Below are 12,625 nucleotides of genomic sequence, written 5' to 3' on the forward strand. Positions count from 1 at the left end.
TCATCTTCCAGAATTCATCCGATTTGTTTTGAAATGTTCGATTGCTGAACTTGCTCAATTTTCCTGCACTGAATCGATGTTTGAATAAAAAAACGCGCTTTGACAGTAATTTTTTCACGTTTTCTCTTGAAAATGCGAAATCAGTCCCTATCTTGTCGAAAGGCTTGCGCTTGGTGTGGCCCGGACGCCTCGACGAATGGGGGTGGGGCCGTTATAATACCGCGCTTTAATTTTAGTCTTAGATGCGATGACCAGCTAAGACTGAAATGGAATGAACAGAATTCAGGCGTTATGGTGTTGAAGCCGTAACACGAAAGGATGCCAGCGTCAGCAGAGCTCTGACGGGCAAAATAACTCAGGCAACCTGAGTCAGTTTTGAGGTTTATGAAAATGCAAGTTACCGTTGAAACCACTGAAGGCCTAGAGCGCCAACTTACAATCACTGTACCTGCTGCAAATATTGAAGATGCAGTGACTGCGCAGCTGAAGCAAATTGCTAAAACTCGTCGTTTCGACGGTTTCCGCCCGGGTAAAGCACCACTGAAGATGGTTGCTCGTATGTTCGGCGCATCTGTTCGTCAGGATGTACTGGGTGAAGTGATGCAGCGTCACTACATCGAAGCGATTGTGAAAGAGAAAATCAATCCAGCTGGCGCACCAACTTTCACGCCAGTAGACATGGCCGAAGGTAAAGATCTGGTATTCAAGGCAACTTTTGAAGTTTTCCCTGAAATCGAACTGGCCGGTCTGGACAAGATTGCAGTTGAAAAACCAGCGGCTGAAGTGAAAGAAGAAGACGTAGCTCAAATGCTGGAAACTCTGCGTAAGCAGCAGGCGAACTGGAAAGAAGTAGACACCGCAGCTGAAGCGAGCAGCCGTGTAACGCTGGATTTCACTGGCTCTGTTGACGGTGAAGAGTTTGAAGGCGGCAAAGCTGAGTCTTTCCCACTGGTGATGGGTCAGGGTCGAATGATCCCAGGCTTTGAAGAAGGCATCGTTGGTAAGAAAGCTGGTGAAGAATTCAATATCGATGTGACTTTCCCAGAAGAATACCACGCAGAAAACCTGAAAGGTAAAGCTGCAGTCTTCGCAATCAAACTGCACAAAGTTGAAGCTCAGGAACTGCCTGAGCTGACTGAAGAGTTTGTGAAGAAGTTTGGTATTGAAGACGGTTCTGTTGACGGTCTGAAAGCTGAAGTTCGTAAGAACATGGAACGTGAACTGAAGCAAGCAATTAAAGCCCGCATCAAAGATCAGGTTCTGAATGGTCTGATTGAGCAAAACAACATTGACGTTCCTGCTGCTCTGATTGATCAGGAAGTGAACGTACTGCGTCAGCAAGCAGTTCAGCGCTTCGGCGGTGATGCTGCGAATGCGCCAGAACTGCCACGCGAGCTGTTTGAAGAACAAGCGAAGCGCCGTGTCGTTGTTGGCCTGCTGCTGGGTGAAGTGATCAAGGCCGAAGAACTGAAAGCTGACGACGAGCGTGTTAAGGCGCTGATCACTGAAATGGCATCTGCTTATGAAGATCCATCAGAAGTTGTTGCATACTACGAGAAGAATGAGCAGTTGATGAACAACATGCGCAATGTTGCTCTGGAAGAACAAGCGATTGATGCTCTGCTGGCTAAAGCACAGGTTTCAGAAAAAGAAGTTGGCTTCAACGAGCTGATGAACCAGCAGCAACCAGCTGCTTAATTGACTGAAATGACTGTAAAGATTTGACTTCTTTTCAAATCTTCTGCTAACAATGGTCCGTATGAGTCAATCATTCGGGCCATTTATTTTTTAGGGAAATCAGGTTATGAGCTACCAAGATAATAATGCCATGTCGCCAATTATGAATGCGCTGGTTCCTATGGTGGTCGAGCAGACCTCGCGTGGTGAACGTTCCTACGACATCTATTCCCGGCTATTGAAAGAGCGTGTGATTTTTCTGACCGGACAGGTCGAAGATCAGATGGCGAATCTGGTTGTGGCGCAGCTGTTGTTCCTTGAGTCGGAAAACCCTGACAAAGATATTTTCCTGTATATCAACTCTCCTGGCGGCTCCGTTACCGCAGGGATGTCAATCTATGACACCATGCAGCACATCAAGCCGGATGTCAGTACTTTCTGTATGGGGCAGGCCTGTTCTATGGGCGCATTCCTGCTGGCCGGCGGTGCAAAAGGAAAACGTTTCTGTCTGCCGAATTCCCGTGTGATGATTCACCAGCCACTGGGTGGTTTTCAGGGCCAGGCATCGGATATTCAAATCCATGCTCAGGAAATTCTGACCATCAAAAAACGACTGAATCATCTGCTGGCTGACCATACCGGACAGCCACTGGAAATTATCGAAAGAGATACAGACCGGGACAACTTCATGTCTGCTGATCAGGCAGCGGAGTATGGATTGGTCGATGCCGTTTTGAATAAGCGTGACTAACCTGTCATTATGGTGCACAGTGTTCTGAATGGGCAAGGTGACAGCAAAATGACGAGAGTTGTTATACACTCAAAACAAGGCAAAGATGGGTGAAACCCAATATGAGGTTAGCGAATGACAGATAAGCGAAAAGAGAGTGGTAGTGGAAAACTGCTGTACTGCTCTTTCTGCGGGAAAAGTCAGCATGAAGTTCGCAAGCTGATTGCTGGCCCTTCTGTGTATATTTGCGATGAGTGCGTCGATCTGTGTAACGACATCATTCGCGAAGAAATCAAAGAAGTAATGCCAAAGCGCGATGGCAATGAACTGCCAACGCCACGAGAGATCCGCACGCATTTAGATGATTATGTCATCGGCCAGGATCACGCTAAAAAAGTATTGGCTGTAGCTGTCTACAACCACTACAAGCGTCTGCGAAACGGTGACACCACCAGTGATGGTGTTGAGCTGGGCAAAAGTAATATCCTGCTGATTGGCCCGACGGGTAGTGGTAAAACGCTGCTGGCGGAAACGCTTGCACGTATGTTGGATGTGCCGTTCACAATGGCAGATGCAACGACCCTGACCGAAGCTGGTTATGTGGGTGAAGACGTAGAGAATATTATTCAGAAGCTGCTGCAAAAATGTGATTATGACGTTGCTAAAGCAGAGCGCGGTATCGTCTACATTGATGAAATCGATAAGATTTCTCGCAAGTCAGATAACCCATCGATCACGCGAGATGTCTCGGGTGAAGGTGTTCAGCAGGCTCTGTTGAAACTGATTGAAGGAACGGTTGCTTCAGTGCCACCACAAGGCGGCCGTAAACATCCGCAGCAGGAATTCCTGCAGGTTGATACTTCGAAAATTCTCTTTATCTGTGGTGGTGCGTTTGCAGGTCTGGATAAAGTGGTTGAGCAGCGTGTTGCGACCAGCTCCGGCATTGGTTTCGGTGCAGAAGTCCGTTCAAAAGATAAACGCAACTCGCTCAGCGCATTGTTTGAGAAAGTCGAACCTGAAGATCTGGTGAAATACGGTTTGATTCCAGAGTTTATCGGTCGTTTGCCTGTGACCGCGATTCTGAGTGAACTGGATGAAGCCGCGTTGGTTCAGATTCTGCGTGAACCGAAGAATGCACTGACCAAGCAGTATGCAGCTTTGCTGGAACTGGAAAATGTTGAGCTCGAATTCCGTGAAGACGCGTTGCAGGCGATTGCCCGTAAGGCGATGGAACGTAAAACGGGTGCGCGTGGTCTGCGCTCAATTGTGGAAGCTGTTTTGCTGGATACCATGTATGAACTGCCATCAGCAGAAGGCGTGAGTAAGGTTGTTATCGACGAATCAGTAATTAAAGGTGAGTCAGAGCCTTTACTGATTTACGAGAACACTGAAAATCAAGCCGCAGGCGGCGAGTGAGTGGTTTCGAAACGTACAATTTGAGTCAATAAAGGAGGCATTGGCCTCCTTTTTAATTTTCTGGCAAATCGACCGTTGAATCTTGTCTGTCTGCCCCCATATACTCACTAAAAGAGACTGAACGGAAGAGAGAACAATATGAACCTGGAGCGTTCGGAACGCCTTGCTATTCCCGTTCTGCCACTGCGTGACGTGGTGGTCTACCCTCATATGGTTATTCCATTGTTTGTAGGCCGGGATAAATCGATTCGTTGCCTTGAAACCGCAATGGATAACGACAAACAAATTTTGTTGGTTGCTCAGAAAGAAGCAGCAACTGATGAGCCTACCGTTGACGATCTCTATGATGTCGGTACTGTTGCTACGATTCTTCAGCTTCTGAAATTGCCTGACGGCACTGTGAAGGTGCTGGTGGAAGGTCAGCAGCGTGCCAGCATTCATAAATTGACTGATGATGAATTTTTCAGCGCGGAAGCAGAGTTTCTGGTCACCCCTGAAATGGATGAGCGCGAGCAGGAAGTCCTGGTTCGAACCGCGATCAGTCAGTTTGAAGGCTTTATTAAGCTCAATAAGAAGATCCCACCCGAGGTACTAACTTCTCTCAACGGTATTGATGACGCTGCACGTTTGGCAGATACCATTGCCGCGCATATGCCACTCAAATTGGCAGATAAGCAAAAAGTGCTGGAAATTGTGGATATTACGGAACGTCTTGAGTTCCTGATGGCCATGATGGAATCTGAAATTGATCTGCTGCAGGTAGAAAAACGTATCCGCGGCCGCGTCAAAAAGCAGATGGAGAAAAGCCAGCGCGAGTATTATCTCAACGAGCAGATGAAAGCGATCCAGAAAGAGCTGGGTGAGCTGGATGATGCTCCGGATGAGTTCGAGTCGTTGAAAAAGAAAATTGACGAGTCGAAGATGCCGGCTGAGGCGCGTGAAAAAACGGAGCAGGAACTGCAAAAGCTGAAGATGATGTCTCCGATGTCAGCGGAAGCGACCGTGGTGCGTGGCTATATCGATTGGATGCTCAGTGTGCCATGGCACAAACGCACCAAAGTGAAAAAAGATCTGACGAAGGCAGAGGAAGTCCTGAATGCGGACCACTATGGCCTGGAACGCGTCAAAGACCGTATTCTGGAGTACTTAGCGGTTCAAAGCCGGATCAATAAACTGAAAGGCCCGATTCTGTGCCTGGTTGGTCCTCCGGGTGTGGGTAAAACCTCTCTGGGACAATCTATTGCAGCTGCTACAGGTCGTAAGTATGTGCGTATGGCTCTGGGCGGAGTTCGTGATGAAGCGGAAATCCGCGGTCATCGTCGTACTTATATTGGTTCAATGCCAGGTAAGCTCATTCAGAAAATGGCAAAAGTGGGCGTGAAAAACCCATTATTCCTGCTGGATGAAATCGATAAAATGTCATCAGACATGCGTGGTGATCCGGCATCAGCACTGCTGGAAGTTCTGGACCCTGAGCAGAATAATGCCTTTAATGACCATTACCTGGAAGTTGATTACGACCTGTCGGATGTCATGTTTGTTGCGACATCGAACTCAATGAACATCCCAGGTCCGCTGCTGGATCGGATGGAAGTGATCCGTCTGTCTGGGTATACCGAAGACGAGAAACTGAATATTGCCAAGCGCCATCTGCTTGAAAAACAAATTAAGCGGAATGGTCTGAAGTCAGGTGAGGTCGAAATCGACGACTCGGCCATCATTGGTATTATTCGTTACTATACCCGTGAAGCGGGTGTGCGGAGTCTGGAACGCGAAATTTCTAAGCTGTGCCGTAAGGCGGTGAAAGAAATTCTGTTGAATCCGGCTGTGAAGAAAGTCACGATTAATCAGAGTAATCTGAAGCAGTATCTGGGTGTCCAGCGTTTTGATTTCGGTAAAGCGGAAGAAAGCAACCGTGTTGGCCAGGTGACCGGTCTGGCATGGACCGAAGTTGGCGGCGATCTGCTGACGATTGAAACTGAGTCAATGCCGGGTAAAGGAAAGCTTTCCTATACGGGTTCATTGGGCGATGTCATGCAGGAGTCCATTCAGGCTGCAATGACAGTGGTTCGTACTCGTGCTGAAAAGCTGGGAATCAACAGTGATTTCTACGAGAAACGTGACATTCATGTCCACGTACCTGAAGGTGCGACACCAAAAGATGGCCCGAGTGCCGGTATTGCAATGTGCACAGCATTGGTTTCGAGTCTGACGGGGAATCCGGTTCGCAGTGATGTTGCGATGACGGGTGAAATTACCCTGCGCGGTGAAGTACTGCCAATTGGTGGCCTGAAAGAGAAGCTGCTGGCAGCTCATCGTGGCGGCATTAAAACGGTGCTGATTCCGAAAGAGAACGAGCGTGATCTGGAAGAGATTCCTGACAACGTGATTGCTGATCTGGAAGTGCGTCCGGTCCGCTGGATTGACGATGTTCTGCGAATTGCTCTGGAAAATAACCCTACTGGGATTGAGCTTGTAAACGCTCAAAACAGTGATATGCAGCAAAATTAGCACATGTAAGGGGCTGACTGTGATTGAAATCGCTTGTCAGCCTTTTTCTGTCTGGCTATAAGTGGAGTCTGATTTGCTGCAAGCTCAATAATAACAAGGCTTACAGCCCTGTTCAGCGTCATCATGACCTGATAAATTAGACCTGATACAACTTTTTGATTGTCCTTTGCCGTCACAGTGTAAAGTTTAGATTATGCTGTTGTCAGGAAGACAATGTTCATAGAGGGGAAGAAATCGTGAACAAAACTCAGTTGGTTGATAAAATCGCCGAAGGTGCTGACATTTCTAAAGCATCTGCTGGCCGTGCGCTGGACGCTTTCATTGAGGCTGTATCTGAGTCTCTGAAGGAAGGCGAGCAAGTTGCTCTGGTTGGTTTTGGTACTTTCTCTGTTCGTGAGCGTGCTGCCCGTACTGGCCGCAACCCACAGACAGGTGAAGAAATCCAAATTGCAGCAGCCCGTGTACCAGGTTTCAAACCAGGTAAAGCGCTGAAAGATTCTGTCAACTAATTTGGCATTATTGCCAGCAGTTGTAATGAACAAAACCTTACGCATAGTGTCATATCATGGCATGATTGCGTAACACGAGAGCGCATCGTAGTGATGCGCTTTTTTTAATTTGTATCAGGGTGAATGGATTGTGGTTCAGAATGAATCACGGCCAACCATTATTGCCAGCTCGAACAACTAGGAGATACGGCACGTTATGATGGAGCGAATGCGCGAAGGCGTAAGCAGTCTTTGGGTAAAGATTATTCTTTCCCTAATCATATTTTCTTTTGTCTTTGCCGGTGTAGGCAGTTATCTGGCAAATTCTAATCAGCCTGTAGCGGCAAAGATTGATGGCGAGGAAATCAGTCAGCGTCAGTTTGAAGAGGCATATCAAAACGAACGTAACCGTATGCAGTCGCAGCTGGGTGATTATTTCTCAACCCTGATGGGTGATCCTGGCTATGTGCAGCAGTTTCGTCGCAGTGTGTTGGATCGTCTGGTAAACGATGCACTGATTGAACAGCGAGCTAATACGCTGGGACTGCGTATCAGCGACGATCAGGTGAAAAAGGCGATTCGTGCAATGCCTGAATTCCAGCGTGACGGCCAGTTTGATAACGATGTTTACACCTCTGTGTTGCGTCGTTCTCGCTTTACGCCTGACCAATTTGCAGAGTACATGCGCACCAATATGTTGCGTCAGCAACTGCTGACAGCCATTCAGGGAAGTGATTTTGCACTGAAGAATGAACTGGCGCAGTTACAGCAACTGGAGCAGCAGCAACGTGAAGTGCGCAGCCTGACACTGAATCTGGAAACGTTTAAAAAGAACGTTGAGATCAGCGAAGAAGACAGCCAAGCCTATTATCAACAGCATGCACTGGAGTTTACTCGTCCGGAGCAGGTGAAGGTGTCTTATATCGAGTTATCCGGCAATTCGCTGAAAAATACTATGGCGGTAAGCGAAGATGAGCTGAAGACTTATTATCAGGACAATCTGGTTAAATTCTCTAAGCCTGAGCAACGTCATGTGCGTCATATTCTGATTCAGGGTGATGATGCTGAAGCAAAGAGCAAAGCTGATGCGATTCTGGCTGAGCTGAAAGGTGGTGCTGATTTTGCTGCAGTGGCGCAAGCGAAATCTGATGATACCTTCAGTGCCAAACAAGGCGGTGAACTGGATTGGTTTGAGCGTGGTGTGATGGATCCGGCGTTTGAAGAGGCGGCATTTGGCCTGAAGAACAACGGTGATGTCTCAGATGTTGTGAAGTCTTCTTTTGGCTATCACATTATTCAGCTTGAGGGCGTGAAAGCGCCAACGGCGAAGCCTTTTGCTGATGTTCGTGAAGATCTGCTGGCCGATCTGCGTGATCAGAAAGCAGCCGAAGCATTCTACCAGCAGCAGACGAAACTGGCTGAAACTGCATTTGAAATGCCGGATTCTCTGGATGACGCCGCGAAAGCCGTGAATGCCAAGGTACAGAAAACGAATTTCTTTGCGCTGAACAATGCTCAGGGTGTACTGGCGACTCCAGCAGTCGTGCAGGCTCTGAATACACCGGAAGTCCGTGAAGATGGTCTGAACTCTGAAGTTATTGAACTGGGGCCAGAGCATGTGATCGTTGTTCGTGTTGATGAGGCGCGTTCTGATCAATTGCTGCCGTTTGAGGAAGTGTCCGGACAGGTGCATGAACAGCTGGCGCAACAACGTGGCGAAGCAGCGGCTGAGAAGCAGGCAGATGAGATTCTGGCGGCATTACGTCAGGGAGACATTAATATTCTGGAGCAGCAAGACCTGAGTTTCTCTGAGCCTCAGACGCTGAATCGTCGCGGTAGTGATCCTGTCCTGACGCAAAAGGCTTTTGCCTTGGCGAAACCAGAAGACGGAAAAACTGTCTACGGCGTGACGCATGATCAGCAGGGCAATGTTGTGATTATTGCGCTGGATAAAGTGACAGAGCCAGAGGTTGAGCCTGCGAAATCAAATGGTCCGATGGCAGAACAACTGGCACAGATGAATGCTCAGCAGGATGTGATGGCGTTACTGGATGTGCTGCGTGCAGACGCGAAAGTGACGTATCCGGTTCTGGATGCAACTGCACAGTAAATGTAATTGATTATTGTATTAACGGGCCGCCATGTGCGGCCCGTCGTTTTTTGGGACCAGAAATTAATGGTGCCGTTTTCCTGCTTGTAAATTTCATTATTCTTCTTGTCGAACAATCGATAAGGAGAACCAATGAAGAATTCAATTGCGCTACTGATGTTGGCTTCAAGCCTAGTGATATCTGGCACGGCTGATGCCACGGATACGCATGAAGGGATTGAAATCGTTGTGAATATCAATACTGCCAATGCAGAGGAACTGGATAAATTATTACTGGGTGTCGGACCTGATAAGGCTCGGAGTATTATTGAGTATCGTGATCAGCATGGTGAGTTTTCGACAGCAGATGACCTGAGCAAAGTGAAAGGGATTGGGGCATCGACTGTAGAGAAAAATCGCGACAGAATTCAGCTCTGAAGATCTGAATATATACGCTGCTATCTTGTAAGGGGGGCATTTGCTCCCCTTGCAACGTTTCAGTGCTGGCTTACAGAGCGGTGGGATTGAATTTTATCGAACGTATAGGCCAGCGCCAGCCCGCCCAATGCACCAGCCAGATGGGCTTCAACTGCGATGCTAGCCTCAATGAGAGAAGCTGTTTCAGCAGAGCCTCCTGTGACAATATCCCAGCCGACCTTGACAAAGCCTGCGGCCAGTAAGAGTTTTCCGCCCGAGCGGTGCTGACGAATATCCTGCCAGGTACCCCAGATAAACAGACCATGGAGTATCCCAGAGAGCCCGGCATAACGATCCAGTTCAGTGAAAAATAAAGACAGTCCGACAATGATACTGAGTGCAAACAAAATTGTGACTAGTCTGGCTGTGGTCAGGTGAAACCGGAACAGCTGGGTCAAAATGGCCAGGCCGGCCAGATTCATCGCGAGGTGAGGCCAATTGGTATGTGTAATATTTCCTGTTAGGATCCTCCACCATTGTCCGGATGCAATTGCCTGCCGATCCCATTCAAGGAACGGATGAACCGGTGCAAGCTGGGCAAAGATAGTGAGCAGACTGATAGCTAACAATGACAGAAACAAAGATCGTGACAACAAGGGCACCTCAATGAGCCGCTACTGTGAGCGCTGTGGCAAAGCTGCAAAAGCCTGTATTTGCCAGTGGATAGAAAATGTTGATGCTAGAACTGAACTGTGGATATTGCAACATCCGTCTGAAGTAAAACAGCCTCTTGGGACGGCGCGAATCCTGACTTTGTCATTGCCCAATGCCCGGCTCTGGGTGGGCGAGGATTTCAGCAAGCATGATGAAATCAACACATTGTTGTCGGATCCGGCGCGGCATGCGGCTGTGCTGTATCCGGGGGAGGGTGCTGCTTCCCTTTCGCAATGGGCTGCTGAGTGCAGCCCTCAGCAACGGACGACTTTAATTCTGCTGGATGGAACCTGGAAGAAGGCCTACAAAATCTGGCAGCTTTCCGCAAATCTGCAAGCATTACCCTGTGTTCGCCTTGAAGCCGCTTTGGCAGGCAATTACCGGATCCGAAAATCACCTAAAGCATCTGGCTTGTCGACGGTAGAGGCAGCTTATGAAGCGCTGAGCCAGATTGAAGGTGAAAGTAACAAATTTCAGCCGTTGCTCAACACGTTTGACCGGATGATTGATTTTCAAATCAGCCAGATGCCGCCCGGTGTCTACGAACGGCATTACGGGAAAAGTTAAACGGTGGGCCCAAGCTTCCAGTCGCTGGCCGGATGGAACAGGTTGCCATAAAGACGCTGAGCAAAGCCGTCAGTCATTCCGGCAATATAGTCAGCGATAATCCGGTGCTCATTCTGGCCGTGATGGATGGCATCCCGCCACCGCTCTCGGGTCCCGGCGGGCAGTAGTCGTTCTGGATCGGACGCCAGAGCCTCGAAGGTTTCCATGATAATTTGCTGACCTTTGTATTCAAGTAGCTGAATCTCTGGCTTGCGAACTACATACTCACTGACAAATTCTTTCAGCACCGTCAGAACTTTTTCCATTGGTACGGAAAGATAGGCATTCCATTTCAGCAGCGGCTCGTCAAAACCGGTTTCATTCTCAGATGTGGTCGGTCCGATTTCAATCGCTGTGATCAGGGCGTTCACCAGTGCGCCGATGGCGTCTTTGCGCTGATGATGATCGGCAAACAACTGCTGACTGAGCCAGTCAATCCGCTCTGTCAGCCAGACGTCTCCACATAGGGCCAACTGGCTTGCTGCCGCGTCCTCCCATTGTTTCTGAGTCACAATTCCCATGACGATGGCATCTTCTAAATCATGCACGCCATAGGCAATGTCATCGGCCAGCTCCATGATGGAACAGTCCAGAGATTTAAAACGGGTCTTCAGGTGCTGGGAAGGTGCCTGTCGTTCGCCTCGCATTGTCGTACTGAGTAACGTCCTGTCTGTATCGGAGAGGGCAGAAAGGATCCAGTTGAACGTATCGTGATCATCCCGGTAGATCCCTTTCGCCGGTTGCCAGTCCTTCGCTCTCAGATGACGGAACTGACGGATGGCAGAGGGCAGTTCGGTTGCCCGGGTCTCACTGATGAATGCGGGATATTTTAACAGCCCAAGCAGGGTCCGGCGCGACAGGTTCATGCCGAACTTTTCTGTGTAGGGTTCCAGCAGTGTGACGATCCGAAAGGTTTGCGCATTGCCTTCAAAGCCGCCGTGGTCCCGCATCATATAGTTCAGAGCCACTTCTCCGCCATGGCCGAAAGGGGGATGGCCGATATCATGTGCCAGACACAGGCTTTCCATCAGGCTGTTTGAAGGCAGCAGTGGCCGAAAATCAGGTTGTTTGATCTTGAGCTGAGCCACGATTCCCGTTCCGATCTGGGAAGCTTCCAGCGAATGGGTCAGCCGGGTGCGGTAAAAATCATGATGTCCTGCACCATGAACCTGGGTTTTGGCCTGTAGCCGGCGAAAAGCGGCGGAATGCAGAATTCTGGCTCGATCTCGCTGGTAGGCGGTCCGGTGGTCCTGACGTCTTTCTTTTTGTTCCTGACTTTTTCTTGCCTGCCATAAATTGGCGGTAGGTTCTCTCTTTTCGCTCATCAGTTTATTTCGTCCAGTGTCAGGTTAAAGCTGGTGGCAAAAGTTGTCAGAAAATAATCCATTTCCGAGGTTTTGCGTTCTTCCAGCGTTTCTTCCAGGCGATTTTTTGCCTGCGTGAATTCATGGTTGCCGGCACTGAGCTCTTCCAGACACTTCAGGTAGGCGCACAGAGTGTCTGCCTGTTTAACGATGTGGTAATCCTGCTGGTTAATCTGTTCACTGACCAGCAACGGGGCATAGTCAGCTTGAAATTCGTCGGGCAGCATCGAGAGCAGCCGTTGCTCGGCCGCAAGTTCAATCTTTTTATATTCTTCGGCAATCGCCGGATTGAAGTATTTGACCGGGGTCGGCATATCGCCGGTTAACACTTCACTGGCGTCGTGGAACATGGCGAGTAAAGCAATTCGTTCCGGATTCAGGGCACCGCCAAAGTGCCGGTTTTTAATCAGGGCGAGAGCATGAGCGACAAAAGCAACCTGGAGGCTGTGTTCGGAGACGTTCTCGCTGGTGACAGATCGCATTAGTGGCCAGCGCTGGATGAGCTTCATTCGGGCCAGATGAGCAAAAAAATGGCTGGTTTTCATAGGGCTTCCAATTCATAAGCTTTCTATTAAACCTATCAGATTTTGGCCTGCCTAGAAATGACAAAGCC

11 protein-coding genes are annotated in these 12,625 nt (G+C 48.9%); 8 read left to right on the forward strand and 3 right to left on the reverse strand.

Annotated elements, in window-relative coordinates; translation table 11 throughout:
- Window positions 1-390 precede the first annotated feature (390 nt).
- From tig to SPK40_RS00105, 7 genes are all read left to right on the forward strand, one after another.
- Window positions 391-1,698 (forward strand): trigger factor, encoded by a 1,308-nt coding sequence (gene tig, locus SPK40_RS00075; protein WP_330959024.1) that lies wholly within the window; start codon window positions 391-393, stop codon window positions 1,696-1,698.
- 106 nt (window positions 1,699-1,804) lie between these two features.
- The gene (gene clpP / locus SPK40_RS00080; RefSeq protein WP_248141098.1) at window positions 1,805-2,428 is read left to right on the forward strand and encodes an ATP-dependent Clp endopeptidase proteolytic subunit ClpP; all 624 of its coding nucleotides are present in this window, start codon (window positions 1,805-1,807) and stop codon (window positions 2,426-2,428) included.
- Between the two features lie 114 nt (window positions 2,429-2,542).
- Complete coding sequence (gene clpX, locus SPK40_RS00085; RefSeq protein ID WP_248141096.1) at window positions 2,543-3,823, forward strand: ATP-dependent protease ATP-binding subunit ClpX; 1,281 nt, start codon at window positions 2,543-2,545, stop codon at window positions 3,821-3,823.
- Between the two features lie 138 nt (window positions 3,824-3,961).
- Window positions 3,962-6,334, forward strand: coding sequence for an endopeptidase La (lon, locus tag SPK40_RS00090; RefSeq protein WP_248141095.1), 2,373 nt, complete (start codon window positions 3,962-3,964; stop codon window positions 6,332-6,334).
- A gap of 236 nt (window positions 6,335-6,570) precedes the next feature.
- Window positions 6,571-6,843, forward strand: coding sequence for a nucleoid-associated protein HU-beta (gene hupB, locus SPK40_RS00095; protein WP_248141093.1), 273 nt, complete (start codon window positions 6,571-6,573; stop codon window positions 6,841-6,843).
- A gap of 196 nt (window positions 6,844-7,039) precedes the next feature.
- Window positions 7,040-8,932 carry a peptidylprolyl isomerase gene (ppiD, locus tag SPK40_RS00100; RefSeq protein WP_330959025.1) on the forward strand — a complete coding sequence of 631 codons (1,893 nt, stop codon included), beginning with the start codon at window positions 7,040-7,042 and terminating at the stop codon, window positions 8,930-8,932.
- Between the two features lie 132 nt (window positions 8,933-9,064).
- Window positions 9,065-9,349: a ComEA family DNA-binding protein gene (locus SPK40_RS00105; RefSeq protein ID WP_371929344.1), complete on the forward strand. Its 285-nt coding sequence runs from the start codon at window positions 9,065-9,067 to the stop codon at window positions 9,347-9,349.
- A 59-nt stretch (window positions 9,350-9,408) separates the two neighbouring features.
- Here SPK40_RS00105 and rrtA read toward each other — a convergent pair whose 3' ends face one another.
- A complete protein-coding gene (gene rrtA / locus SPK40_RS00110) occupies window positions 9,409-9,981 on the reverse strand; it encodes a rhombosortase (RefSeq protein WP_330959026.1) in 573 nt (190 codons plus the stop codon).
- A 13-nt stretch (window positions 9,982-9,994) separates the two neighbouring features.
- On the opposite strand from rrtA, the gene SPK40_RS00115 reads away from it, so the two are divergent.
- Complete coding sequence (locus SPK40_RS00115; protein WP_330959027.1) at window positions 9,995-10,609, forward strand: tRNA-uridine aminocarboxypropyltransferase; 615 nt, start codon at window positions 9,995-9,997, stop codon at window positions 10,607-10,609.
- Here SPK40_RS00115 and SPK40_RS00120 read toward each other — a convergent pair.
- Together SPK40_RS00120 and yfbR are read right to left on the reverse strand one after the other, a co-directional pair.
- Window positions 10,606-11,973 carry an anti-phage deoxyguanosine triphosphatase gene (locus SPK40_RS00120; RefSeq protein WP_330959028.1) on the reverse strand — a complete coding sequence of 456 codons (1,368 nt, stop codon included), beginning with the start codon at window positions 11,971-11,973 and terminating at the stop codon, window positions 10,606-10,608. The genes SPK40_RS00115 and SPK40_RS00120 overlap by 4 nt on opposite strands.
- A complete protein-coding gene (gene yfbR, locus SPK40_RS00125; protein WP_330959029.1) occupies window positions 11,973-12,557 on the reverse strand; it encodes a 5'-deoxynucleotidase in 585 nt (194 codons plus the stop codon). The genes SPK40_RS00120 and yfbR overlap by 1 nt, the downstream gene beginning before the upstream one ends.
- Window positions 12,558-12,625 lie beyond the last annotated feature (68 nt).

Source organism: Photobacterium sp. 53610, assembly GCF_036409375.1.
Lineage (GTDB): Bacteria > Pseudomonadota > Gammaproteobacteria > Enterobacterales > Vibrionaceae > Photobacterium.